Below are 25,029 nucleotides of genomic sequence, written 5' to 3' on the forward strand. Positions count from 1 at the left end.
TAAGGGGATCGGCCATGAAGCTCGGGATCAACCTCGGCTACTGGGGCGCCGGGATGGACGGGGACAACCTGGCCGTGGCGCAGGAGGCCGAGCGGCTGGGGTACGCCGTCTGCTGGGCCGCCGAGGCCTACGGCTCCGACGCCGCGACCGTGCTCAGCTGGGTCGCCGCCCAGACCGAGCGCATCGACGTCGGCTCGGCCATCTTCCAGATCCCGGCCCGCCAGCCCGCGATGACCGCGATGACCGCCGCCACGCTCGACTCGCTCTCCAAGGGCCGCTTCCGCCTCGGTCTCGGCGTCTCCGGCCCCCAGGTCTCCGAGGGCTGGTACGGCGTCAAGTTCGACAAGCCGCTCTCCCGGACCCGCGAGTACGTGGAGATCGTGCGCCGGGCGATGAGCCGTGAGCGGCTGTCGTACGAGGGCGAGCACTGGACGCTGCCGCTGCCGGGCGGTCCCGGCAAGCCGATCAAGCTGACCGTGCACCCCGAGCGCGAGCACATCCCGGTCTACATCGCCGCCATCGGACCGAAGAACCTGGAGCAGACCGGCGAGATCGCCGACGGCGCGCTGCTGATCTTCCCCTCCGCCGAGCACCTGGAGGAGACGGCCGTCAAGTACCTGCGCGCGGGGCGGGAGAAGGCCGGTCTGGGACTCGACGGCTTCGACATCTGCCCGACGCTGCCGCTCGCCCTGGGCGACGACAAGGACGTGCCGGCCCTCGCCGACACCTTCCGGCCCTACACCGCGCTGTACGTCGGCGGCATGGGCAGCCGCAAGCAGAACTTCTACAACCAGCTCGCCCAGCGCATGGGGTACGAGCGGGAGGCCGCCGAGATCCAGGACAAGTACCTGTCCGGGGACAAGAACGGGGCCGCGGCGGCCGTTCCGCACGACCTGATCGACCAGACCACGCTGCTGGGTTCCGTGGACCGGATCGCCGACCGCATGAAGGCCTACGCGGCGGCCGGCGTCACCACGCTGTCCCTGGCGCCCGCCGGGTTCGCCCTGGACGAGCGGCTCGCCTCGCTGCGGGCCGGCGCCGAGGCCCTGGAGCGCGCCGGTCTCGCCTGAGGCCCCTGGCGGGGGAGAGGTCCACGGCCGTGGTGGGGGCTCGGGGGGTCTTCCCCGCCACGGCCGTCACAGAGAACAACGCGCCCGCGCCCGGGCGGTTACGCCCTCGGCGCGACCGCGCCGGTCCTCCTTTCGGCCGAGTCCGTCCGCACAGCTGTTGCAGCCGTCCGGATGCGGCATTTGACTCGTTCTCTGCGGGTCCGGTGAGTCCTCCGAAGGGGTGCCCACGATGCTTTCGGCCAAGAGTCTGTTCCTGGAGATCCTGGACAACGACGAGTCCTTCCGGCTCTTCTGCTCCATCGCGGCCAGCGGCGAGGCACAGGGCGGCTGGGAGAACGCGCGGATCGCCGCGCTGGTGCCGAAGAGCGAACGCGGCCTCGCCCCGAAGATCACCCGCCACGGTGCCGACGAGGACAAGCACGGGCGCATCTTCCGCGCCCTCATGAACAAGCGCGGGCTCACCGCCGTCCCGGTACCGCCCGACACCGACTACACGATGCTGCTGGAACGGCACGGCATCGGGCTCGCCCACGACAAGCTCAGGGACGACCGGCCGCTCACCGTCGGGGACGTCGTCACCTACCTCGCCCACAGCCGGGTCACCGAGCAGCGCGCCTCGGAGCAGATGGAACTGCTGCGCAGGTGTGTCGCCGACCACCCCGACCTCGGCCGCGCCGTACGGATGATCGCCGACGACGAGGACAACCACCTCGCCTACTGCCACGAGGAACTGCTGCGGTTCGCCGCCGCGGGACACGGCCCTACGATCCAGCGCACCCTGCGCGCGTGCGCGCTCGCCGAGATCCGCGTCTACCGGGACGTCAGCCTCGCCGTCATGGCGCACATGGGCCGCATCCTCGGCTGGCCGAGGGGCAGGTCCGCGCTCCTCGCCCTCGGCATCCACGCCGTCTACGCCTACGAGCGCGCCGCCGGCTGGCGCCGGATGGTCTCGCTGCGGATGCCCGAGCGCAGGAACGCCCTCGGAGGCCCGGCCACCGTCGCCCCCGAGTTCGCCTGAGCCGCGGCGGCCCCGCGCCCCCCGCGGCTCACATCCAGCCGCGGCGCTTGAACGTCCGGTACAGCACCAGCTCCAGCGCGGCCATCAGCAGGATCACCGCCGGATACGCCCAGATCCAGTGCAGCTCGGGCATGTGATCGAAGTTCATCCCGTAGATCCCCGCGATCAGGGTGGGGACCGCCGCCATCGCCGCCCACGCGGAGATCTTCCGCATGTCGTCGTTCTGGCGCACGCTCATCTGCGCGAGATGGGCGCTGAGGACGTCGGACACCAGCCGGTCCAGGCCCTCCACGGCCTCGTTCACGCGCAGGAGGTGGTCGTTGACGTCCCGGAAGAACGGGCGGGCGTCCTCGCGCACGAAGGGCACCGGCGCGGCGCCGCCGTACTGGCCCACCCGCGCCAGCTTCGTCATGGGCATCGACAGCGGTCCGGTGGCCCGGCGGAACTCCAGGATCTGCCGCTTGAAGGTGTAGATCCGCGAGGCGGTGTGCCGGGAGCCGCCGCCGCTCGGCGAGAACACCTCGGCCTCCAGTTCCTCCAGGTCGTTCTGCAGCTCGGTCGAGACCTCAAGGTAGTTGTCGACGACCGCGTCGGAGATCGAGTACAGCACCCCGGTCGGACCGTGCCTGAGCAGCTCGTGCTGCTCCTCGAGGTGGCGCCGGATGTCCCCGAGCGGCGAGGGCGTCCCGTGGCGCACGGTCACCACGAAGGAGTCCCCGATGAAGATCATCAGCTCGCCGGAGGTCACCGTGTCGCTCTTCGGCTCGTACGTGACCGGCTTCAGGACGACGAACAGCGAGTCGTCGTAGACCTCCAGTTTGGGCCGCTGGTGGGCGCTCAGGGCGTCCTCGACCGCCAGCGGATGCAGCCCGAACTCGTCGGTGACCAGGTCGAACTCGTGCTCCGTCGGCTCGTACAGGCCGATCCAGAGGAAACTGTCGCCCCGCGCGCGTGCCTCCGCGAGGGCGTCGGAGAAGTCCTGCGGGGTCTCCGTCCGCTCCCCGTCCCGGTAGATGGCACAGTCCACGATCACGGAGCGCATTCTCCCGTCGCCCGGCCGCCGTCGCACCTCGGCGAGCGCCTACCCTGGGCCGCATGCCCACGCTGATCCTCGTAAGGCACGGACGGTCCACCGCCAACACCTCCGGGCTGCTCGCCGGCTGGACGCCCGGCGTCGCCCTCGACGAGCGCGGCGCCGCCCAGGCCGCCGCGCTGCCCGGCCGGCTGGCCGGACTGCCGATCTCCGAGGTCGTCGCCAGCCCCCTGCAGCGCTGCCAGGAGACGATCCGGCCGCTGCTGGACGCCCGCCCCGGTCTCACCGCCCACTCCGACGAGCGGATCGGCGAGGCCCACTACGGCGACTGGTCCGGCCGCAAGCTCGCCGAACTCAAGGACGAGCCGCTCATGGAGGTGGTGCAGGCGCACCCGTCGGCGGCCGCGTTCCCGGGCGGCGAGTCCATGCGCGCCATGCAGAGCCGCGCCGCCGAGGCGGTACGCGAGTGGAACGCGCGCGTGGAGCGCGACCACGGCGCCGACGCCGTCTACCTGATGTGCTCGCACGGCGACATCATCAAGTCGCTCGTCGCGGACGCGCTCGGACTGCATCTCGACCTCTTCCAGCGGATCTCCGTCGAACCGTGTTCCATCACCGCGATCCGTTACACCCGTCTGCGGCCGTTTCTCGTTCGTCTCGGGGACACCGGGGATTTCGCCTCCCTCGCCCCCCGCGAGGAGCCCGCGGGGGAAGACGCACCGGTGGGTGGCGGTGCCGGCGCGCCGTGATCGTCAGCCGCAGTAGGGTTGAGCGGTCCACCCGGTAACCGGCCGGCAGCCCGTACGGCCGCCCGACCTTCCGAGCCCACGCACTCTCGATTCCCATGGAGACAGGACGTGTCCCGTCAGGTGTTCCTCTACGATCCGCCGGACCGCTTCGTGGCGGGCACCGTCGGACTGCCCGGACGCCGTACGTTCTTCCTCCAGGCCACGGCCGGCCCCCGGACGACCAGCGTGGCCCTGGAGAAGACCCAGGTCGCCGCACTCGCCGAACGCATGGACGAACTCCTCGACGAGGTCGTCCGGCGCAGCGGCGGCAACGCGGCCGTCCCCGCCGTCGCCCCCACCGAGATCGCCGACAGCGCCCCGCTGGACTCACCCGTCGAGGAGGAGTTCCGCGTCGGCACCATGGCGCTCGCCTGGGACGGCGAGGAGGAGCGCATGATCGTCGAGGCGCAGGCCCTGGTGGAACTGGACGCCGACTCCGAGGAGGACCTCGCCGAGGCCGAGGAGCGGCTCCTGCAGGACGAGGAGAACGGGCCCCCGATGCTGCGGGTCCGGTTGACCGGCGCGCAGGCCAGGGCCTTCGCCAAGCGCGCCCTGGACGTCGTCAACGCCGGGCGGCCGCCGTGCCCGCTGTGCAGCCTCCCGCTCGACCCGGAAGGACACGTATGTCCGCGCCAGAACGGATACCGTCGCGGAGCGTGACCGCCGCCGACCTGCTCGCCCACGGTGAGCTGACGGTACGCGGACGCATCCGAGACGCCTCCAACGCGGCCCTGTTCTGCACGGTCGCGTACGACGGCGAGGAAGCGTCCTGCGTCTACAAGCCGGTCGCCGGGGAGCGCCCGCTGTGGGACTTCCCCGACGGCACCCTCGCCCAGCGCGAGGTCGCCGCCTACGAGGTCGCCGCGGCCACCGGCTGGGACCTGGTCCCGCTCACGGTGCTGCGCGACGGTCCGTACGGCGAGGGCATGTGCCAGCTCTGGATCGACGTCGACCCCAAGAGCGCCGACCTGCTCGCCCTGGTCGACGCCGAGGAGCCGGAGCCGGGCTGGAAGGCGATCGGGTTCGCCGAGGTCGGCGAGGGGAAGACGGCGCTGCTGGTGCACGCCGACGACGACCGGCTGCGCCGGCTCGCCGTCCTGGACGCCGTGATCAACAACGCCGACCGCAAGGGCGGCCATCTGCTGCCCACCGCCGACGGGCGCCTGTACGGCATCGACCACGGGGTCACCTTCAACGCCGACAACAAGCTGCGCACGCTGCTGTGGGGCTGGGCGGGGGAGCCGCTCACCGACGAGGCCGTCCAGACCCTCACAGGGCTGCGTGAGGCCCTCGGCGGCGCGCTGGGCACCAGGCTGGCCGGGCTGATCACCGCCGTCGAACTCGACGCCACGCGCGCGCGGGTCGACGCGCTGCTCGCCACCGGCGTCCACCCGGAACCGAGCGGAGAGTGGCCGGCCATCCCCTGGCCGCCCGTGTGACCGGCCCGCAGCACACCGCGAGCCCGAGATCAAGAGGGCCTTCCCGGCCATCTGGCCTGGTCCGGTTCGTATACCGAACTCGGGTCCGGTTACGCTCATGTACATGCATGCCTGGCCCGCTTCCGAGGTCCCCGCCCTGCCTGGTCAGGGCCGCGACCTGAGGATCCACGACACCGCGACCGGCGGCCTCGTCACCCTCGACCCCGGTCCCGTCGCCCGAATCTACGTCTGCGGCATCACGCCCTACGACGCCACCCACATGGGGCACGCGGCCACCTACAACGCGTTCGACCTCGTCCAGCGCGTGTGGCTCGACACCAAGCGCCAGGTGCACTACGTCCAGAACGTCACGGACGTCGACGACCCGCTCCTGGAGCGCGCCGAGCGCGACGGCGTCGACTGGGTCGCCCTCGCCGAGCAGGAGACGAGCCTCTTCCGCGAGGACATGACCGCGCTGCGGATGCTGCCGCCGCGGCACTACATAGGCGCCGTCGAGGCCATACCCGGCATCGTGCCGCTCGTCGAGCGGCTGCGGGACCTCGGGGCCGCCTACGAACTCGAAGGCGACATCTACTTCTCCGTCGGGTCCGACCCGCGCTTCGGACAGGTCTCCAACCTCGACGCCGCCGCCATGCGGCTGCTGTCCGCCGAACGCGGCGGCGACCCGGACCGTCCCGGCAAGAAGAACCCGCTCGACCCGATGCTGTGGATGGCCGCCCGCGAGGGCGAACCCAGCTGGGACGGCGGCTCTCTCGGACGCGGCCGGCCGGGCTGGCACATCGAGTGCGTCGCCATCGCCCTCGACCACCTCGGCATGACCTTCGACGTCCAGGGCGGCGGCTCCGACCTCGCCTTCCCGCACCACGAGATGGGCGCCTCGCACGCCCAGGTGCTCACCGGCGAGTTCCCGATGGCCAAGGCGTACGTCCACGCCGGCATGGTCGGCCTCGACGGCGAGAAGATGTCCAAGTCCCGCGGCAACCTGGTCTTCGTCTCCCGGCTGCGCCGCGACGGCGTCGACCCGGCCGCCATCCGCCTGGCCCTGCTCTCTCACCACTACCGCGCCGACTGGGAGTGGACCGACCAGGTCCTGGCCGACGCGGTGGCCCGCCTGGACCGCTGGCGAGCCGCGGTCTCCCGCCCGGACGGCCCGCCGGCCGAGACGCTGGTGGAGGAGGTCCGCGAGGCGCTGAGCAACGACCTGGACGCCCCGGCGGCACTGGCGGCGGTCGACCGCTGGGCGGCGCTCCAGCAGGAGCGCGGCGGCACGGACACGGGCGCGCCGGGAGTCGTCTCCCGGGCGGTGGACGCGCTGCTGGGCGTGGCCCTCTAGGAGGACGCCGGCTCCCGGCGCCCCGCGAGGGGCCCGGGAGCACCCCGGCCGACGGCCGGAAAAGAACCCCGTGCGGGGCCGCCGCCGGTGCGCGGGCGGCACCCGAAGGACAGGGGCGGTACGCGTCACGCGCACCGCCCCTGTGTCAGTCCTCGGAGGTGTCCTCGCCGTCCGGTCCCGGCTCCGCGTCCCCGGAACTTCCGGTGCTCCCGGTGCTTCCGGGCGTGTCGGGCTTCGGCGGCCTGGGCGGCCGGGCCTTGCCGCCCGGACTGTCCCGCAGGTAGGGCGCGGTGTCGGTGCCGTCCGCCGTGGCATGGCCGCCGGTCGGCGGGTTCACGTCCCGGCGCCGCAGATAGCGTTCGAACTCACGGGCGATCGCCTCGCCCGACGCCTCCGGCAGCTCGGCGGTGTCCCGGGCCTCCTCCAGCGTCTGCACGTACTCCGCGACCTCGGTGTCCTCGGCGGCCAGCTGGTCCACGCCGACCTGCCAGGCGCGCGCGTCCTCGGGCAGCTCCCCCAGCGGGATCCGCAGGTCGAGCAGGTCCTCCAGACGGTTCAGCAGCGCCAGTGTCGCCTTCGGGTTGGGCGGCTGGGAGACGTAGTGCGGAACGGCCGCCCAGAGCGAGACCGCCGGGACGCCCGCGTGCGTGCAGGCCTCCTGGAGGACCCCGACGATGCCCGTCGGACCCTCGTACTTGGTCTCCTCCAGGTCCATCCGCTGGGCCAGGTCGGAGTCGGAGGTGACCCCGCTGACCGGCACCGGACGCGTGTGCGGCGTGTCGCCCAGCAGGGCGCCCAGGACGACCACCAGTTCCACGCCGAGTTCATGGGCGAAGCCGAGCAGCTCGTTGCAGAACGAGCGCCAGCGCATGGACGGCTCGATGCCTCTCACCAGCACCAGGTCGCGCGGCTTGTCGCCGCCGACGCGGACCACCGACAGCCGTGTGGTCGGCCAGGTGATCTTTCGCACGCCCGCGTCCATCCACACCGTGGGACGGTTGACCTGGAAGTCGTAGTAGTCCTCGGCGTCGAGCGCCGCGAACACCTCTCCCTTCCACTCCCGTTCCAGATGCGCGACCGCGGTGGAGGCGGCGTCGCCGGCATCGTTCCAGCCTTCGAACGCGGCCACCATGACTGGGTCGATCAGCTCGGGAACCCCCTCCAGCTCGATCACCCAGCGCCTCCTTCCGACGTACCCTCGCCTACGCCCCAACCTTACGGCGTCCGACGGGGGCGCCCGCAGCCCCCTCGTACGGGGGAGTGAACGGATCACTGCCCCGTTCACCACCGTCGAACACCCTGATCCGACGAGGAACCGATCACCCGCGGTAAGCGCTTCACAGGCTGCTGCGCAGCCACTGCTCCACGCTCGCGATGTGCACGGTCGCCCAGGAACGGGCCGCCTCCGCGTCCCGGTCCCGCAGCGCGGCCAGGATCGCCCGGTGCTCGCGCAGGGTCCGGGCCACCGCGTCCTCCTGGGTCAGCCCGCGCCAGATCCGGGCCCGGGTGGTCGGCCCCGACAGGCCGTCAAGGAGCGAACAGAGCACCGAGTTCCCCGAGCTCTGCACGATGCCCCGGTGGAACTCCAGGTCGCAGGCGACCAGTTCCTCCACCGACGGCGCACCGCCGAGGGCGTCCAACTGGGCCTCCAGCACGTCCAGTTGCTGCTCGCCGATCCGGGAGGCGGCCATCGCGGTGGCGGCCGGCTCCAGGATCCGGCGCACCGCCAGGAACTCCAGCACCGTGTCGTCCCGGTGGAAGTCGACGACGAAGCTCATCGCCTCAAGGAGCAACTGCGGGTCCAGACTGGTGACGTAGGTGCCGTCGCCCTGGCGTACGTCCAGGATCCGGATCAGCGACAGGGCCCGCACCGCCTCCCGCAGCGAGTTGCGGGACAGGCCCAGTTCGGCGGCGAGTTCGCTCTCCTTCGGCAACCGGTCACCGGGGCGCAGCGCACCGGAGACGATCATGTCCTTGATCTTCTCGATCGCCTCGTCGGTGACCGCCATACCGGCCTCCTCGCGCCCTGGACATCCGATGACTCCGCCACATTATGCGGTCTGGGCAGGCCCCGGTCAGCGGGGCCGTTCGTCCCGGGCCCGCGCCTCTCGCGACTCCCGCGGGCCCGGCGGGGCGGCGGACGCGTCGCCCGGACCCGCCAGGTACGACTGCAACCGCTGGTGCCGGAACTCGTAGTACGCGCCGGACTGCCGCAGCACGCCCCGCCGGTGGGCGTCATCGAGGAACCTCAGCAGTCGCCACGGCAGCCGGCCGGTCAGCGCGAGCCAGCAGCGGGCCACGGCCAGCCGGCCCCAGGCGCTCAGTGCCAGCGCCGCCGTGCCCAGCGGCAGCCACAGCTGGGTGCTGACGTGCGCCAGCCCGCCCCGGTCACCGGGCACCAGCGTCACCGGCACGCAGACCAGGGCCACCAGCAGGGCGACGACGCCGCCGCGCGTCAGCGAGGCCGTACGGTCCGTCCGCAGGGACGAGCGGGGGCCTGGCGTCCGCATGGTGTCGGAGGGCACGCTCAGTGCCGCGTACACCCCGCACACGCACCCGCCCACCACTCCGAGCAGCACCCCGGAGGCCACGAACGTCGGCAGCAGGCGCGCCAGGACCACCGGCGCGGACGCCTCGGTCAGCCAGGCACGGGCCGGGGGCGGCAGCACCGACCGCAGGTTGGCCGCGTACGCGACCGCCTCCGGTCGTCCCCGGGCGCCCGGGGACAGCCGCAGGACCACCTGGCCGTGCCGGGACTCGAACACCGTGACCCGGGTGCGGAAACCGGCGCAGTGCCGGCCCCGCACCAGCGGGATCGTGCAGTCCGGAGGGACGGCGCCCGCGGGGTAGGCGACCGGCCGGGCGCCGCCGCCGGGGATCAGCAGCGTGCCCCGCGACGGCTTCCCCGCCGTCGCCGTGCGGACGCCCCCGTGCTCCTCGTACCGCCAGCCGTCCAGGCGCCGCCCGGCGAGATCGGGCGCCGCACCGGACGTGAGGACGGTCACGCCGGCGGCGGCGAATCCCGCGAGAGTGCAGGCGGTGACCCCGGTCAGCATCGCGACCGCGGTGCCCCGGACCATGCCGGTCGCGAACCGGCGGACGATCCGTCCGGTCCGCGGCGGAGCGGCCGCCCGGTCGGCCCGGCCGGCGCCGCTGACCAGCAGAATCGTGCCCGCCCCGGTGGCCGTCAGTCCCACCAGCACCGGCCACGGGCCCGTCGAGCGGTTCACGACCGACGTCACCGCCACGGCGGACCCGCCCAGCACCAGCAGCGCGCCGCACACCCGTGCCCAGGCCCGTTCGGCGGCTCCGGTCCACGGCAGACCGAGCGGCAGCGGCCGCCGGGCCAGACCGGCGATCCCGAAGAACAGCGTGAAAAGCAGCGAGAACAGACACCCCCCGAGCAGGTCCGGCAGCCATCCGTCGGTCACCGAGCCGAAACGGAAGCCGAACCGCAGGTCGTCGGTGTACGCGACGGCCGCCCACAGCGCTGTGCTCACCCCCGTGACGGTCAGCGACTGGTGGACGAGGAACCGCCGGTCGGTGCCGCCCTCGCCGCGCGGCAGCAGCCGGGCCACCCCGAGGGCGAACCCCGCCGTCTGCCCCACCAGCGTGGCGACGAGCGACAGCACATCCTCCGTACCGGCGAGTTCACGGACCGCCCGGGTCACCGCCACCGGAAGGGCCAGCGCGGCCAGCACGGCCATCGACAGCAGGCCGGGCGCGTAGAGCCGAAGGGCGCGCGGCAGCAGCTCCTCCAGCTCCCACCACGCCAGCCGCCCGGTGTCCCGGCGGCGCAGCTCCCGTGCCAGCAGCACCAGCCGCCGTACCGCGTCCTGTGCCTCCTGAGGTTCCGCGTCGGCGTAGGCGGCCGGCACGAACGCTCCGAGCAGGTGCTCCTCCAGCGCTTCCGCCGACGCGAACCGTCCGGGATCCAGGAGTTCCGCGGGGTCGCGCGAGGTGTCGCCGTACACCGTGCGGGCCAGGGACACCATGAGAGGCGTGCCGAGCGCCTCGGCGAGGGGCGAGCGCGGGTGCCGTGCCAGATGCCGCAGCACCGGGCTCCACACGGTGACGGACGTCCCGTCGGCGCCCCGCCGCGGCCGGGACGTGCGCTCCAGGTGGGCGGCCGCGGTGCCGAGGCGCAGGGGCAGCAGTTCGACGACCTCGGCCGCGGTCAGCACGTCGCCCTGGGTGACCGCGGCCGCCCAGGCGGCGGTGCGGCTGGTGAGCAGGAGCGGGAGGTCCGCGTCGAGTTCGGCGTTGATGCGGCGGACGGCGTCGGCCCGGGCGGGGACGGCCAGTTCGTCGAAACCGTCGAGGACCGGCACCACCAGCCCCGCGTCCAGCAGACCGCGGGCGAGGGTGCGGCTGTTGTCGGTGACGGCGGCCAGCGGCGGGTAGTCGGTGGCCAGCCGGTCCGTCAGCCAGTCGCGCAGCCCGGTCCGCCGCGGGTCCCAGCCGGACAGAGGGAAGATCACCGGTACCGGGTCGCCCGCGCGCCTGCCGGACAGTCTGGCCAGCACGAACCGCAAGGCCAGCACGCTCTTGCCCGACCCGGGTCCGCCCAGCACGACCAGCCGCTGCGCCGGCAGCGCGTCGAACCCGCGGGCGGGACCGTCCGGCTCCGACGGCCGGGGAGCCGGCACCCCGGGCCCCCGCCAGGTGTCCCCGGCGGCCGCCGGGTGGTGCCCCTGCGCGACCCCGTCTTCCTGAGCCCGCGAGCCGCCGTCCCGGAGCGGCGCGGAGGCCCCGTCCCCGCCCGCCGGCCGGTCCCGGTCGACGGCGGCCGGGCGCATGCGCCGGATGTTCTGCGGATGGTCGGCCAGCCGGCGGTCCGCCAGGGCCCAGTCGACCTCGATCGGCTCCGGGTCCTGGAGCCTGCGCAGCCGGGCCTCCGCCGCCCACTGCTCCCGCACCGCCTCGGCCAGCGCGTCGGCCGCACGCCGCCGCTGCTCCCCGGTCGACGCCGGGGCCGGATCCGCGTCCCCGCGCAGCACGTCGGCGACCAGCGCCGCCACCGACACCAGGGTGCCGATCGCCGACACCAGGACACCCGCGGCGGCCGCGTCGTGCCGCCAGAACCGCAGTACCGCCGTCAGCGCGACCAGTGCCACCGCGCACGCGGACAGCGCCAGGCGCCGTCGCCCGCGCGGCGTGTGCCATCCGCTTCGCATGTGCCCCGCCGCCACTCCCTGTCACGCACCGCCGGCTGCGGCGCCGAGTGACCCGTTGTAGCCGCCGGGCCTGCGGAGAACCCACGGTTCCCGACACGTGTGAGGGAGCGCGCGGAAGTGTTCGGGGAGCGGACGGTGGCGAGAAGGTGTCGGCCGGGCAGTTTCCCCGGGCACGGGGCGACGGCATGGGCGCGCGGGCGCGGCCACGGGGCGCACGCAGGGGTGAGGGGCGGCTCCCCAGGGGAGGGGGAGCCGCCCCTCCAGAACCCGGCCCCGGTACGGTGGGGCCGGGGGTTCAGGCGTTCACCGCGCCGGCCGCAGCGGACCGGGGGCGACGGCCGCCCGCCGAAGCCTCCGGCCGCGCGCGGTCACTTCTTGTCGAGCAGGTCCTGGACCTTCGCCTTGACGTCGTCCGTGGCCAGGCCGCGGATCGTCAGCGTGGTCCGGCGGCGCAGCACGTCGTCCGTGGTCTCGGCCCACTCGTGGTCGCGGGCCCAGACGACCTGCGCCCAGATCTCCGGGGCGTCCGGGTGGACGCGCTCGGCCAGCTCGGGGTGCTCGTTGGCGATCCGGGCTATGTCGAAGGCGAGCGAACCGTAGTGCGTGGCCAGGTGCTTGGCCGTGTCGGCGGCCATCCGCGGGCCGGGGGCCGGGTTGTCCACCAGCAGGCGGTGGGCGACCGCGCGCGGGTTGGCGACGCCGGGCAGCGGCAGCTTCTTCGGCAGCGAGGCGATCGGCTCGAAGTCGTCGCCCAGCGGGTGGCCCGGCAGCGCCTCCAGCTTCTCCATGACGGTGCGGCCGATGTGCCGGAAGGTGGTCCACTTGCCGCCCGCGACGGACAGCATGCCGCCCCGGCCCTCGGTCACCACGGTCTCCCGCTTGGCCTTGGCGGTGTCGCCGGGACCGCCCGGCAGCACCCGCAGGCCGGCGAAGGCGTAGGTGATCAGGTCACGCCGGAGCTGCTGGTCCCGGACCGAGAACGCGGCCTCGTCCAGGATCTGCGCGGTGTCCTTCTCGGTGACGGAGACGTCCGCCGGGTCGCCCTCGTACTCCTCGTCGGTGGTGCCGAGCAGGAGCATGTCCTCCCAGGGCAGGGCGAAGGTGATCCGGTACTTGTCGATGGGGGTCGCCAGGGCGGCCTTCCACGGAGCCGTCCGCTTCAGGACCAGGTGCGCGCCCTTCGACAGCCGGATGGACGGGGCCGCGTTCGGGTCCTCCATGCGGCGCAGGTGGTCGACCCACGGGCCGGTCGCGTTGAGCACCAGCCGCGCGTTGACGCCGAACTCCTCGCCGGAGACCGCGTCCTTCAGGTCGGCGCCGGTGACCCGGCCCCTGGTGAAGCGCAGGCCGGTGACCTGGGCGTGGTTGAGGACGACCGCGCCCGCCTCGACGGCCGCTCGGACCGTCATCAGCGCCATGCGGGCGTCGTTCATCTGGTCGTCGCCGTACACGGCCACGGCCTTGAGGTTCTCGGTGCGCAGCTCCGGCACGTCCCGCTGGGCCCGGGAGGGCGAGAGCAGGTGGCCGACGCCGTCACCGAACGCGGAGAGCGCGGAGTAGGCGAAGACGCCCGCCCCGAGCTTCGCGGCGCCGTGCGGACCGCCCTTGTACACGGGGAGGTAGAACGTGAGCGGGTTCGCCAGGTGGGGAGCCACCTGGCGGGAGACCGCACGGCGTTCGAAGTGGTTCTCCGCCACCAGCTTCACCGCGCCGGTCTGCAGGTAGCGCAGACCGCCGTGGAGGAGCTTGGAGGAGGCGGAGGAGGTGGCGCCGGCGAAGTCGCCGGCGTCGACCAGGGCCACCCTGAGGCCGGACTGCGCGGCGTGCCAGGCGGTGGAGATGCCCAGGATGCCGCCGCCGATCACAAGAAGGTCGTACGACGCCTTGGTGAGCTGCTCCCGGGTCTCGGCCCGGCTCGGCAGCGAGCCGGAGGCCGGGTGCGTTCCCAGGGCGGGCACGGACTGCAGGGTGGACTGACTGGTCATGTCGGGTTCTTACTCCTCGTCAGAGCTCGATCGTGAGAGCGTGCGCGCTCTCGTCAGCTCTCGTCGTCGATCCAGCCCATGGTCCGGTCGACGGCCTTGAGCCAGTTCTTGTACTCACGGTCGCGGGTCTCCGCGTCCATGCGGGGGGTCCACTCGGCGGCCCGGCGCCAGTTGGCGCGCAGTTCGTCGGTGCTGGACCAGAAGCCGACGGCGAGGCCGGCGGCGTAGGCGGCGCCGAGGCAGGTGGTCTCGGCGACCATCGGGCGCACCACCGGTGCGTCGAGGACGTCGGCGAGCTGCTGCATCAGCAGGTTGTTGGCGGTCATGCCGCCGTCCACCTTCAGGGCCACCAGCTCGTCGCCGGAGTCCTTGACCATGGCGTCCGCGATCTCACGGGTCTGCCAGGCGGTGGCCTCCAGGACGGCGCGGGCCAGGTGCGCCTTGGTGACGTACCGGGTCAGGCCGGCGATCACACCGCGGGCGTCGGAACGCCAGTGCGGGGCGAACAGGCCGGAGAACGCCGGTACGAAGTAGGCGCCGCCGTTGTCCTCGACCGAGAGCGCGAGCGTCTCGATCTCGGCCGCGGTGGAGATCAGCCCCATCTGGTCGCGCATCCACTGCACCAGCGAGCCGGTGACGGCGATCGAGCCCTCCAGCGCGTAGACCGTCGGCTCCTCGCCGATCTTGTAGCCGACCGTGGTCAGCAGGCCCGCGTAGGAGTTGATGATCTTGTCGCCGGTGTTCATCACCATGAAGGTGCCGGTGCCGTAGGTGGACTTCGTCTCGCCCTCGGAGAAGCAGGTCTGGCCGAACAGGGCCGCCTGCTGGTCGCCGAGCGCGGAGGCGACCGGGATGCCGCCGAGCAGTTCGCCGAGCGGGCCGCCGGTGACCTCGCCGTAGACCTCGGCGGAGGAGCGGATCTCGGGCAGGATCTGCAGCGGCACGCCGATGGACTCGGCGATCTTCTCGTCCCACTGCATGGTGTGCAGGTTCATGAGAAGGGTGCGGGAGGCGTTGGTGACGTCGGTGTAGTGCTTGCCGCCGTCGACACCGCCGGTCAGGTTCCAGATGACCCAGCTGTCCATGGTGCCGAAGAGGATGTCGCCCGCCTCGGCGCGCTCCTTGACGCCCTCGACGTTGTCGAGCAGCCAGCGGGCCTTGGGGCCGGCGAAGTAGGAGGCCAGGGGGAGCCCGGTCTCGCGGCGGAAGCGGTCCTGGCCGACGTTGCGGCCGAGCTCCCGGCAGAGGGCGTCGGTGCGGGTGTCCTGCCAGACGATGGCGTTGTAGACCGGCTCACCGGTGTTCTTGTCCCACAGCACGGTGGTCTCGCGCTGGTTGGTGATGCCGATGGCCTTGATGTCGTCGCGGGTGATGCCGGCCTTCTGGACGGCTCCGGCGACGACTTCCTGGACGTTGGTCCAGATCTCGTTGGCGTCGTGTTCGACCCAGCCCGGCTTGGGGAAGATCTGCTCGTGCTCCTTCTGGTCGACCGAGACGATACGGCCGTCCTTGTCGAAGACGATGCAGCGGCTGGAGGTCGTGCCCTGGTCGATCGCGGCGATGAACGGGCCTGCGGTGTGGGCGTCGGTCACTGTGTGCTCCTCGAGGATCCGTGGTGTGGGGCGGTACGTCTGCTGCGTCAGCCGTGGTCTGCCGGTAGCGGAGGTCTGCTTCTAAGCAAAGGCGACGTTGTAGATACCCGCGGCTATCGCTCCGCCGATCAGCGGACCGACCACCGGGATCCAGGCGTAGCTCCAGTCGGAGCCGCCCTTGTTGGGCAGGGGGAGCAGTGCGTGCACGATCCGGGGACCGAGGTCACGGGCCGGGTTGATGGCGTAGCCCGTCGGACCGCCGAGCGAGAGACCGATGGCGACGACGACCAGCGCGGTGATCAGGCCGCCCAGGACGCCGAGGCCGTTGCCGTTGTCGTTGAGGCCCTGGGTGAGGACCGCCAGGATCAGCACGACGGTGCCGATGATCTCGGTGGCGAGGTTCTGCACCACGTTCCGGATCTCCGGGCCGGTGGAGAAGATGCCGAGGACCGGGCCCGCGCCCTTCTCCTCGGCCTCGACGGCCTTGGCCGCGGTGGCCTGGGCGCCGGGTCCGCCGACGATCTCGCGGTCGGTCAGGTGCGCGTGGAACTGGCCGTAGTAGGCGGCCCACACCAGGGCCGCGCCGATCATCGCGCCGAGCAGCTGGCCCGCGAAGTAGACCGGAACGTTGCTCCAGTCGTCGTTCTTGATCGCGAGGGCGACGGTGACGGCCGGGTTGAGATGGGCGCCGGACAGCGGTCCGGAGATGTAGACCGCCGTCATGACGGCGAAGCCCCAACCGAAGGCGATGGCGAGCCAGCCGGCGTTGCGGGCCTTGGAGGCCTTGAGCGTGACGGCGGCGCACACGCCGCCGCCGAGCAGGATGAGTACGGCGGTACCGATGGTCTCGCCGATGAAGATGTCGGAGCTGGACACCCGCGACTCCTTTGTCCTTCGTCCAGGGAAGCCGAACCCCGAGTCCCGTCGGGGTGTTGGCGCCCTCGTGGGTGAGAGCGAATTCGGCCTTTGGCGTTGTCACACTCTAGCGCGTATTGCCGGTAGGTGTTCGACAATGCCGACCGATGGACGGGAGTCTCGCCCTGGCGTTACGCGTGCGTCAAGAGTTCTGCTACCTGAAGCGCGATCGTTATTGATCGGCGAATTGCCTTTATGTCCTGTTCTGTCCGCATCAGGGTACGACTGAGGCCGGTCCGCCGACAGGCGGACCGGCCTTGGAGGGTGATCAGCGGCGTGCGGTCAGAACCGTCCGCCGCCCAGGTCCCGCGACACCGCGCGGGCGCAGTCCCGTACCGCGGCGATCAACTCGGGCCGCAGCTCGCCGTCCTTGCGCAGCCGTTCCACCGCGCCCGTGATGCCCAGCGCGCCCACCGGCATCCGCCTGCGGTCGTGGATGGGCGCCGCGATCGAGGCCACGCCCTCCCAGGTCTCCTCCACGTCCGCCGCGTACCCCCGCGCGCGCGTGACGTCCAGGACGTGTTCCAAGGCGTCCAGGTCGCAGGTCGTGCGGTCGGTGAAGGGCTTGCGGTCGGCCTCCAGGACCTCGCTGTGCGCCACGGGGTCGTACGCCGACAGCACCTTGCCGAGAGCCGTGGAGTGCAGCGGCTGCATCGCCCCGATCTCCAGCACCTGCCGGCTGTCGTCGGGCCGGAAGACGTGGTGCACGATCAGCACGCCCTGCTGGTGCAGGACGCCCAGGTGGACGCTCTCCCCGCTGGACCTGGCCAGGTCGTCGGTCCACACCAGCGCCCGGGCCCGCAGCTCGTGCACGTCCAGGTACGTGGTGCCCAGCCGCAGCAGCTCGGCGCCCAGCTGATAGCGCCCCGAGGCCTCGTCCTGCTCGACGAACCCCTCCTGCTGGAGGGTGCGCAGGATGCCGTGCGCGGTGCCCTTGGCCAGACCCAGTGACGAGGCGATGTCGGACAGCCCGAGCCGTCGCTCGCCGCCCGCCAGCAGTCGCAGCATCGCGGCCGCCCGTTCGAGCGACTGGATGTTCCGTGCCATCGCAGTCCTGCCTCCGTCCCCTACGGCCTTCGCCGTAAGACTGCCGTAACCGTCGTTCGGCAATGTCGAACCCTACCGGTCCATGTCGACTCCCCGCTAATGGTCGGTCGACACCTGTTACACCAGGCGTGGTCCGCGCTTACCCCGCGTGTCGCCCGCGGGCCCGGCCGAGGACCGGGTTTCGCGGGCGGCGCCTACGCCGTGGTGGGCGACATACTCGCCCATCCGGCACCTCACCTGCCTCCTCACTCGTCCGCCACATGGACGTCCTGCCCATCCGGGCCGCCACCCGGTTAGGCTGGCGCAGTGCGTCCGCCGGGCCGAGCCCGGTGGACCGCATAGCCGACAGCCGTCGCATCCAAGGGAGCCCTTCATGGCCTCGTCGCCACCGTCCCCTGCCGCCGACAGCCGGACCCGTGTGTCCGCGCTCCGCGAGGCGCTCGCCACCCGGGTGGTGGTCGCCGACGGAGCCATGGGCACCATGCTCCAGGCCCAGGACCCCACCCTGGACGACTTCCAGCAGCTCGAAGGCTGCAACGAGATCCTCAACGTCACCCGCCCCGACATCGTGCGCTCGGTCCACGAGGCGTACTTCGACGCGGGCGTGGACTGCGTCGAGACCAACACCTTCGGCGCCAACCACGCGGCGATGGCCGAGTACGACATCCCCGAGCGCGTCCACGAACTGTCCGAGGCCGGCGCCCGCATCGCCCGGGAGACCGCCGACGCCTACTCCGCGCGGGACGGCCGCCAGCGCTGGGTGCTCGGCTCCATCGGCCCCGGCACCAAGCTGCCGACCCTCGGCCACATCGGGTACACCACCCTCCGCGACGCCTTCCAGCAGAACGCCGAGGGCCTGATCGCGGGCGGCGCCGACGCGCTGATCGTGGAGACCACCCAGGACCTGCTCCAGACCAAGTCCGCCGTGATCGGCGCCCACCGCGCCCGCGAGATCGCCGGCCTGGACGTGCCGATCATCGTCTCCGTCACCGTCGAGACGACCGGCACCATGCTGCTCGGCTCCGAGATCGGCGCCGCGCTCACCGCGCTGGAGCCGCTCGGCATCGACATGATCGGCATGAACTGCGCGACCGGCCCCGCCGAGATGAGCGAGCACCTGCGCTACCTCTCCCGGCACTCGCGCATCAAGCTGTCCTGCATGCCGAACGCCGGCCTGCCCGTCCTCGGCAAGGACGGCGCCAGCTACCCCCTCACCGCCGCCGAACTGGCCGACGCCCACGAGACCTTCGTACGGGACTACGGCCTCTCCCTGATCGGCGGCTGCTGCGGCACCACGCCCGAGCACCTGCGCCAGGTCGTCGAGCGGGTCCGCGGCGTCACCCCGCCCGAGCGCAGCCCGCGTCCCGAGCCCGGCGCAGCCTCCCTCTACCAGACCGTGCCGTTCCGCCAGGACACCTCGTACCTGGCCATCGGCGAGCGGACCAACGCCAACGGGTCCAAGAAGTTCCGCGAGGCCATGCTCGACGCCCGCTGGGACGACTGCGTGGAGATGGCCCGCGAGCAGATCCGCGAGGGCGCCCACATGCTGGACCTCTGCGTGGACTACGTCGGCCGGGACGGCGTCGCCGACATGCGGGAGCTGGCCGGCCGCTTCGCCACCGCCTCCACCCTGCCGATCGTGCTGGACTCCACCGAGGTCCCGGTCATCCGGGCCGGCCTGGAGAAGCTCGGCGGGCGCGCCGTCATCAACTCCGTCAACTACGAGGACGGCGACGGCCCGGAGTCCCGCTTCGCCAAGGTCACCGCCCTGGCGCGGGAGCACGGCGCCGCGCTGATCGCGCTGACCATCGACGAGGAGGGCCAGGCCCGCACCCCCCAGAAGAAGGTCGAGATCGCCGAACGGCTGATCGAGGACCTGACCGGGAACTGGGGCATCAACGAGTCGGACATCCTCATCGACACCCTGACCTTCACCATCTGCACCGGCCAGGAGGAGTCCCGCGGCGACGGCATCGCCACCATCGAGGCGATCCGCGAGCTCAAGCGCCGCCACCCGGACGTCCAGACCACGCTCGGCCTGTCCAACATCTCCTTCGGACTCAACCCGGCGGCCCGCATCCTGCTCAACTCGGTCTTCCTCGACGAGTGCGTCAAGGCGGGCCTGGACTCGGCGATCGTGCACGCGAGCAAGATCCTGCCGATCGCCCGGTTCTCCGAGGAGGAGGTGCGCACCGCCCTCGACCTCGTCTACGACCGCCGCGCCGAGGGCTACGACCCGCTCCAGAAGCTGATGGCCCTCTTCGAGGGCGCCACCGCCAAGTCCCTCAAGGCCGGCAAGGCCGAGGAGCTGGCCGCGCTCCCGCTGGACGAGCGCCTCAAGCGCCGCATCATCGACGGCGAGAAGAACGGCCTGGAGGCCGACCTCGACGCGGCCCTCCAGGACCGCCCCGCCCTCGACATCGTCAACGAGACCCTGCTGGACGGCATGAAGGTCGTCGGCGAGCTGTTCGGCTCCGGCCAGATGCAGCTGCCGTTCGTCCTCCAGTCCGCCGAGGTCATGAAGTCCGCGGTCGCCTACCTCGAACCGCACATGGAGAAGTCGGACGCCGAGGGCAAGGGCACCATCGTGCTGGCCACCGTGCGCGGCGACGTCCACGACATCGGCAAGAACCTCGTCGACATCATCCTGTCCAACAACGGCTACAACGTCGTCAACCTCGGCATCAAGCAGCCCGTCTCCGCGATCCTGGAGGCCGCCGACGAGCACCGGGCCGACGTCATCGGCATGTCCGGCCTGCTGGTCAAGTCCACGGTGATCATGAAGGAGAACCTGGAGGAGCTGAACCAGCGCGGCCTGGCCGCCAGTTACCCGGTGATCCTGGGCGGCGCCGCCCTCACCCGGGCCTACGTCGAGCAGGACCTGCACGAGATCTACGAGGGCGAGGTCCGCTACGCCCGCGACGCCTTCGAGGGCCTGCGGCTGATGGACGCGCTCATCGGCGTCAAGCGCGGGGTGCCCGGCGCCGGCCTGCCGGAGCTGAAGCAGCGCCGGGTACGGCCGGCCGCCACCGTCGAGGCCGAGGAACGGCCCGAGGAGGGCCACGTCCGCTCCGACGTCGCCGTCGACAACCCGGTGCCCACCCCGCCGTTCTGGGACACCCGCGTCATCAAGGGCATCCAGCTCAAGGAGTACGCGAGCTGGCTGGACGAAGGCGCCCTCTTCAAGGGCCAGTGGGGTCTCAAGCAGGCCCGCACCGGCGAGGGGCCGACGTACGAGGAACTCGTCGAGACCGACGGCCGCCCCCGGCTGCGCGGCCTGCTGGACCAGCTCCAGACCGAGAACCTGCTGGAAGCGGCCGTGGTCTACGGCTACTTCCCGTGCGTCTCCAAGGACGACGACCTGATCATCCTGGACGAGGGCGGCAACGAACGGACCCGGTTCACCTTCCCCCGCCAGCGCCGCGGCCGCCGGCTGTGCCTCGCGGACTTCTTCCGTCCCGAGGAATCGGGCGAGACGGACGTGGTCGGCCTCCAGGTCGTCACCGTCGGCTCCCGCGTCGGCGAGCGCACCGCCGAGCTCTTCGAGGCCAACTCCTACCGGGACTACCTCGAACTGCACGGCCTGTCGGTCCAGCTGGCCGAGGCGCTCGCCGAGTACTGGCACGCGCGGGTCCGCTCCGAGCTGGGCTTCGCCGGCGAGGACCCCGGCGCGATGGAGGACATGTTCGCCCTCAAGTACCGGGGCGCGCGGTTCTCGCTCGGCTACGGCGCCTGCCCGAACCTGGAGGACCGGGCCAAGATCGCGGACCTGCTCCGGCCCGAGCGGATCGGCGTCCGGCTGTCCGAGGAGTTCCAGCTGCACCCCGAGCAGTCCACCGACGCCATCGTCATCCACCACCCGGAGGCGAAGTACTTCAACGCGCGCTGAGCCCTGCGACGGCGGCCGTGGGCCGAACGTGTGCCCCGCGGGACCGAGACGCGTGCCACAGAGCGCACTGATCGGGTAAGTCGTACACTGGTCGGTCCACAGCAGGCCGGTTCCCCGCATGGGAACCGGCCTGCTCGTCCCTCAAGGAGGTACGTGGATGACCAGCACGGTCCCCGCGCTCGGAACCCGCACGGCGGAGGGCTCGGCCCTCCAGGCGGTGCTCCTCGACATGGACGGCACCCTGGTGGACACCGAGGGCTTCTGGTGGGACGTCGAGGTCGAGATCTTCGCCCGCCTCGGCCACACCCTCGACGACTCCTGGCGCCATGTGGTGGTCGGTGGCCCCATGACCCGCAGCGCCGGGTTCCTCATCGAGGCCACCGGCGCCGCCATCACGCTCGCCGAGCTCAGCGTGCTCCTCAACGAGGGCTTCGAGCAGCGCATCGGCACCACCCTGCCGCTGATGCCGGGCGCCAAGCGGCTGCTCGCCGAACTCCACGAGCAGCAGATCCCCACCGCCCTGGTCTCCGCCTCGCACCGGCGCATCATCGACCGGGTCCTGACCTCGCTCGGCCCCCACCACTTCACCCTCTCCGTGGCCGGCGACGAGGTCTCCCGCACCAAGCCCTATCCGGACCCGTACCTGCTGGCCGCCGCGGGCCTGGGCGTGGATCCGGCCAGGTGCGCGGTGATCGAGGACACCGCGACCGGGGTCGCCGCCGCCGAGGCCGCCGGCTGCCAGGTGGTCGCCGTCCCGTCCGTGGCACCCATCGCCCCCGCCGAGCGCCGTACCGTGGTCGGCTCCCTGGAAGACGTCGACCTGGCATTTCTGCGCGGACTGATGACGGAAATGCGCTAGCCGTTCACCCAGCGTGCGAGCGGCATTGGAAGAAATCCCCGCTCAGCTCATTCAACGGAATTCGCAACTGTTCAACCGGCTGAATTCTGTCGCCGCCTCTGATCGCCGCGCGTGTGATGTTCCCCACGTGCACGGGGGTCGACAACGTTGCCCGCGTGTGCCGCTTCCCCCCTGATCGGGGGGAAATCAGGCACCCTTGTGTCCCGATTGGGCAGAGGAAGCACTAAATCCTGCCGCCGTCGGGTTTTCGGTCTGTCCGCAGCCGGTTCCACTGCGTGATGGAACCTCAACTCAGGGGCCCGCGAGCCCTCCTGCGGGCGCGGACTAATGTCAGCGCGAGAACATCGCCGCTACCCCCGTGATCCGCTTCCACACCCCTGTTTGCGGGATACACGGACTCGATCAGCTCTGGAGAACTTCGAGCATGAACCGCAAGACTTTGGTGCTGCCGGCCGTCATCGGTCTGCTCACTCCGGTTCTCGCCGCCTGCGGTGGATCCGACAGTGGGAGCAACGGCGACGGCGCGATCGTGGTCGGCACCACCGACCGGTTCACCGCCACGAAGGACCACCCGGCGCCGGTCGACCCCGCCTACTCCTACGACGTCGGCGGCTGGAACATCCTGCGCCAGACGGTCCAGACCCTCATGTCGCAGCCCAAGGGCGACGGTGACCCGGTCCCGGACGCCGCGGAGAGCTGCTCCTTCACCGACAGCGGCAGCGAGCGCTACGCCTGCAAGCTGCGCGAGGGCCTGAAGTTCTCCGACGGTGACGCGATCACCGCCGCGGACGTCAAGTACTCCGTCGAGCGTGCCCTGCGCATCAAGGCCGAGAGCGGTGTCTTCTCCCTCCTGTCGAACATCGACACGGTGGAGACCCAGGGAGACCGCGAGGTCATCTTCCACCTCAAGAAGCCGGACGCCACCTTCCCGTACAAGCTGTCCACGCCGGTCGCGGGCATCGTGAACCCGAAGGACTACGTCAAGGACAAGCTGCGCGACGGCTTCGACATCGACGGCTCCGGGCCCTACACCTTCAAGGCCGACGTCCAGAACGACGAGATGGTCTCCGCCACCTTCACCAAGAACCCGAATTACAAGGGCAGCGTGACGGTGAACAACAACAAGGTCGTCATGCGGTCGTTCAAGGACGCCGAGGCCATGGGCCAGGCGATCGACAAGGGCGACATCGACGTCATGAGCCGCAGCATGTCGCCGTCCCAGATCAACAAGCTCGACGCCGGTGACGACTCCAACGTCGAACTCGTCGAGATGTCCGGCCTGGAGATCCGCTACCTCGGCTTCGACACCAACGCGCCGACGGTCAAGACCCTGGCCGTCCGCCAGGCGATGGCCCAGCTCGTCGACCGCGCCTCGCTCGTCGCCAAGGTGTACGGCTCGCAGGCCGAGCCGCTGTACTCGCTGGTCCCGGCCTCCGTGACCGGCCACTCCAACGCCTTCTTCAACAAGTACGGCGACCCCAGCGTCGACAAGGCCAAGGCCCTGCTGGCCGGCGCCAACATCACCACCCCGGTGAAGCTGACGCTGCACTACACGACCGACCACTACGGCCCGGCCACCAAGGACGAGTTCGAGGTCCTGCGGCAGCAGCTGAACAGCAGCGGCCTGTTCGACGTCGACATCAAGGGCACCCCCTGGTCGACGTACCAGACCGCCGAGCGCAAGCAGGCGTACGACGTCTACGGCATGGGCTGGTTCCCCGACTTCCCGGACGCCGACAACTTCCTCGCGCCGTTCCTCGACAAGAACAACTTCCTCGCGTCGCCGTACGCCAACAGCAAGATCATCAACAAGCTGATCCCCGAGTCCCGCCGCACCGCCGACCGCGTCAGCGCGTCCGGCAGCCTCACGGAGATCCAGGACATCGTCGCCGACGAGGTCCCGGTGCTCCCGCTGTGGCAGGGCAAGCAGTACGTCGCCGCCCGCGACGACATCACGGGTGTCGCCTACGCCCTCAACTCCTCCTCCAGCCTGCAGCTGTGGGAGCTGGGCCGCGGCACCGGCAACTGACGACCGCTCACCACGGTCTCGGCCTACGGGAAGGGCGCCCCACTCGATCGAGTGGGGCGCCCTTCCCGTCGTGGCGCGTCCTGGCGGGTGACGAGCGGCCGGGGCCTACTGGGCGCCGGGACGCACCAGGCCGCTCTCGTACGCGTACACCGCCGCCTGCACACGGTCCCGCAGCCCCAGTTTGGTCAGCACGTGCCCGACATGCGTCTTCACCGTGGTCTCGCTGACGAACAGGTCGGCGGCGATCTCCGCGTTCGACAGTCCGCGCGCGACCAGCTTCAGCACCTCCACCTCACGGTCCGTCAGCGTGTGCAGGGTGTCCGGCACCGGCTCCTCGCCGGACGGCAGATGCGTGGCGTACTTGTCCAGCAGCCGGCGCGTGATGCTCGGCGCCAGCATCGCCTCACCGCCCGCCACCACCCGGATCGCCTGCACCAGTTCGTTGGCCGGGGCGTCCTTGAGGAGGAAGCCGCTGGCCCCCGCGCGCAGCGCCTCCACCACGTACTCGTCCAGATCGAACGTGGTCAGCACCAGCACCTTCGCCGGGCCGTCCCGGTCGGGCCCGGTGATCTGCCGGGTCGCCTCCACGCCGTCCATCCGCGGCATCCGGATGTCCATCAGCACCACGTCGGGCTGGAGGGCGCGCACCTGGTCGAGCGCCTGGAGACCGTCTCCGGCCTCGCCGACGACGGCGATGTCCTGCTCGGCCTCCAGGATCATCCGGAACCCGGTTCGCAGCAGCGGCTGGTCGTCGACCAGTAGGACACGGATGGCCACAGGGCGTCTCCTTCGGTGGGGGATGTCTTCTGGACCGGGCCGGCGGACAGAACGCCGCGCGGCGGCCGGACGCACCGG

At 71.6% G+C, this 25,029-nt stretch carries 18 protein-coding genes; 9 read left to right on the plus strand and 9 right to left on the minus strand.

Features of this window, described 5'->3' with window-relative positions:
- Nucleotides 1-14: 14 nt before the first annotated feature.
- Together ACIRQ9_RS27400 and ACIRQ9_RS27405 are read left to right on the plus strand one after the other, a co-directional pair.
- A complete protein-coding gene (locus ACIRQ9_RS27400) occupies nucleotides 15-1,070 on the plus strand; it encodes an LLM class F420-dependent oxidoreductase (RefSeq protein ID WP_404178807.1) in 1,056 nt (351 codons plus the stop codon).
- A gap of 229 nt (nucleotides 1,071-1,299) precedes the next feature.
- Complete coding sequence (locus ACIRQ9_RS27405; protein WP_404178811.1) at nucleotides 1,300-2,088, plus strand: ferritin-like domain-containing protein; 789 nt, start codon at nucleotides 1,300-1,302, stop codon at nucleotides 2,086-2,088.
- A 28-nt stretch (nucleotides 2,089-2,116) separates the two neighbouring features.
- Here ACIRQ9_RS27405 and corA read toward each other — a convergent pair whose 3' ends face one another.
- The gene (gene corA / locus ACIRQ9_RS27410; protein WP_404178814.1) at nucleotides 2,117-3,121 is read right to left on the minus strand and encodes a magnesium/cobalt transporter CorA; all 1,005 of its coding nucleotides are present in this window, start codon (nucleotides 3,119-3,121) and stop codon (nucleotides 2,117-2,119) included.
- Nucleotides 3,122-3,183: 62 nt separating this feature from the next.
- On the opposite strand from corA, the gene ACIRQ9_RS27415 reads away from it, so the two are divergent.
- From ACIRQ9_RS27415 to mshC, 4 genes are all read left to right on the plus strand, one after another.
- Nucleotides 3,184-3,870, plus strand: a complete 687-nt coding sequence (locus ACIRQ9_RS27415) for a histidine phosphatase family protein (RefSeq protein WP_404178817.1) — start codon at nucleotides 3,184-3,186, stop codon at nucleotides 3,868-3,870.
- A 108-nt stretch (nucleotides 3,871-3,978) separates the two neighbouring features.
- Nucleotides 3,979-4,569, plus strand: coding sequence for a DUF3090 domain-containing protein (locus ACIRQ9_RS27420; RefSeq protein WP_351320481.1), 591 nt, complete (start codon nucleotides 3,979-3,981; stop codon nucleotides 4,567-4,569).
- Nucleotides 4,533-5,348, plus strand: a complete 816-nt coding sequence (locus ACIRQ9_RS27425; RefSeq protein WP_404178820.1) for an SCO1664 family protein — start codon at nucleotides 4,533-4,535, stop codon at nucleotides 5,346-5,348. The genes ACIRQ9_RS27420 and ACIRQ9_RS27425 overlap by 37 nt, the downstream gene beginning before the upstream one ends.
- A 103-nt stretch (nucleotides 5,349-5,451) precedes the next feature.
- A complete protein-coding gene (gene mshC, locus ACIRQ9_RS27430) occupies nucleotides 5,452-6,681 on the plus strand; it encodes a cysteine--1-D-myo-inosityl 2-amino-2-deoxy-alpha-D-glucopyranoside ligase (protein ID WP_404178823.1) in 1,230 nt (409 codons plus the stop codon).
- Between the two features lie 145 nt (nucleotides 6,682-6,826).
- Here the strand turns inward: mshC and ACIRQ9_RS27435 are convergent, their stop codons facing one another.
- The 7 genes from ACIRQ9_RS27435 to ACIRQ9_RS27465 form a co-directional block, all read right to left on the minus strand.
- Nucleotides 6,827-7,855 (minus strand): PAC2 family protein, encoded by a 1,029-nt coding sequence (locus ACIRQ9_RS27435; RefSeq protein WP_404178826.1) that lies wholly within the window; start codon nucleotides 7,853-7,855, stop codon nucleotides 6,827-6,829.
- A gap of 163 nt (nucleotides 7,856-8,018) precedes the next feature.
- On the minus strand, nucleotides 8,019-8,690 hold the full coding sequence (locus tag ACIRQ9_RS27440) for a FadR/GntR family transcriptional regulator (RefSeq protein WP_404178829.1): 672 nt from the start codon (nucleotides 8,688-8,690) through the stop codon (nucleotides 8,019-8,021).
- A 66-nt stretch (nucleotides 8,691-8,756) separates the two neighbouring features.
- Nucleotides 8,757-11,858 carry an NACHT domain-containing protein gene (locus ACIRQ9_RS27445; RefSeq protein ID WP_404178832.1) on the minus strand — a complete coding sequence of 1,034 codons (3,102 nt, stop codon included), beginning with the start codon at nucleotides 11,856-11,858 and terminating at the stop codon, nucleotides 8,757-8,759.
- A gap of 368 nt (nucleotides 11,859-12,226) precedes the next feature.
- On the minus strand, nucleotides 12,227-13,843 hold the full coding sequence (locus ACIRQ9_RS27450) for an FAD-dependent oxidoreductase (protein ID WP_404178835.1): 1,617 nt from the start codon (nucleotides 13,841-13,843) through the stop codon (nucleotides 12,227-12,229).
- A gap of 53 nt (nucleotides 13,844-13,896) precedes the next feature.
- Nucleotides 13,897-15,435 (minus strand): glycerol kinase GlpK, encoded by a 1,539-nt coding sequence (glpK, locus tag ACIRQ9_RS27455; RefSeq protein WP_404178838.1) that lies wholly within the window; start codon nucleotides 15,433-15,435, stop codon nucleotides 13,897-13,899.
- A gap of 81 nt (nucleotides 15,436-15,516) precedes the next feature.
- Nucleotides 15,517-16,311 (minus strand): MIP/aquaporin family protein, encoded by a 795-nt coding sequence (locus ACIRQ9_RS27460; RefSeq protein ID WP_404178841.1) that lies wholly within the window; start codon nucleotides 16,309-16,311, stop codon nucleotides 15,517-15,519.
- Nucleotides 16,312-16,632: 321 nt separating this feature from the next.
- Nucleotides 16,633-17,397 carry an IclR family transcriptional regulator gene (locus ACIRQ9_RS27465; protein WP_404178844.1) on the minus strand — a complete coding sequence of 255 codons (765 nt, stop codon included), beginning with the start codon at nucleotides 17,395-17,397 and terminating at the stop codon, nucleotides 16,633-16,635.
- A 373-nt stretch (nucleotides 17,398-17,770) separates the two neighbouring features.
- Between ACIRQ9_RS27465 and metH the strand changes: the two genes are divergently transcribed.
- From metH to ACIRQ9_RS27480, 3 genes are all read left to right on the plus strand, one after another.
- Nucleotides 17,771-21,286 (plus strand): methionine synthase, encoded by a 3,516-nt coding sequence (metH, locus tag ACIRQ9_RS27470; RefSeq protein ID WP_404178847.1) that lies wholly within the window; start codon nucleotides 17,771-17,773, stop codon nucleotides 21,284-21,286.
- A gap of 157 nt (nucleotides 21,287-21,443) precedes the next feature.
- On the plus strand, nucleotides 21,444-22,145 hold the full coding sequence (locus ACIRQ9_RS27475) for an HAD family hydrolase (protein ID WP_404178850.1): 702 nt from the start codon (nucleotides 21,444-21,446) through the stop codon (nucleotides 22,143-22,145).
- A 424-nt stretch (nucleotides 22,146-22,569) separates the two neighbouring features.
- Nucleotides 22,570-24,174 (plus strand): ABC transporter substrate-binding protein, encoded by a 1,605-nt coding sequence (locus ACIRQ9_RS27480; RefSeq protein WP_404178853.1) that lies wholly within the window; start codon nucleotides 22,570-22,572, stop codon nucleotides 24,172-24,174.
- 105 nt (nucleotides 24,175-24,279) lie between these two features.
- On the opposite strand, the gene ACIRQ9_RS27485 is transcribed toward ACIRQ9_RS27480, so the two are convergent.
- A complete protein-coding gene (locus ACIRQ9_RS27485) occupies nucleotides 24,280-24,951 on the minus strand; it encodes a response regulator (RefSeq protein ID WP_404178856.1) in 672 nt (223 codons plus the stop codon).
- Nucleotides 24,952-25,029: the final 78 nt, after the last annotated feature.

It is taken from the genome of Streptomyces sp. NPDC101237 (genome assembly GCF_044767465.1).
Taxonomy (GTDB): Bacteria; Actinomycetota; Actinomycetes; order Streptomycetales; family Streptomycetaceae; genus Streptomyces; species Streptomyces gramineus.

Coding starts and splice junctions, on each gene's coding strand:
- ACIRQ9_RS27425 (WP_404178820.1), top strand. CDS start 4,533: ATGTCCGCGCCAGAACGGATACCGTCGCGGAGCGTGACCGCCGCCGAC.
- ACIRQ9_RS27400 (WP_404178807.1), top strand. CDS start 15: ATGAAGCTCGGGATCAACCTCGGCTACTGGGGCGCCGGGATGGACGGG.
- ACIRQ9_RS27480 (WP_404178853.1), top strand. CDS start 22,570: ATGAACCGCAAGACTTTGGTGCTGCCGGCCGTCATCGGTCTGCTCACT.
- ACIRQ9_RS27415 (WP_404178817.1), top strand. CDS start 3,184: ATGCCCACGCTGATCCTCGTAAGGCACGGACGGTCCACCGCCAACACC.
- ACIRQ9_RS27445 (WP_404178832.1), bottom strand. CDS start 11,858: ATGCGAAGCGGATGGCACACGCCGCGCGGGCGACGGCGCCTGGCGCTG.
- ACIRQ9_RS27475 (WP_404178850.1), top strand. CDS start 21,444: ATGACCAGCACGGTCCCCGCGCTCGGAACCCGCACGGCGGAGGGCTCG.
- ACIRQ9_RS27440 (WP_404178829.1), bottom strand. CDS start 8,690: ATGGCGGTCACCGACGAGGCGATCGAGAAGATCAAGGACATGATCGTC.
- mshC (WP_404178823.1), top strand. CDS start 5,452: ATGCATGCCTGGCCCGCTTCCGAGGTCCCCGCCCTGCCTGGTCAGGGC.
- ACIRQ9_RS27405 (WP_404178811.1), top strand. CDS start 1,300: ATGCTTTCGGCCAAGAGTCTGTTCCTGGAGATCCTGGACAACGACGAG.
- metH (WP_404178847.1), top strand. CDS start 17,771: ATGGCCTCGTCGCCACCGTCCCCTGCCGCCGACAGCCGGACCCGTGTG.
- ACIRQ9_RS27465 (WP_404178844.1), bottom strand. CDS start 17,397: ATGGCACGGAACATCCAGTCGCTCGAACGGGCGGCCGCGATGCTGCGA.
- ACIRQ9_RS27450 (WP_404178835.1), bottom strand. CDS start 13,843: ATGACCAGTCAGTCCACCCTGCAGTCCGTGCCCGCCCTGGGAACGCAC.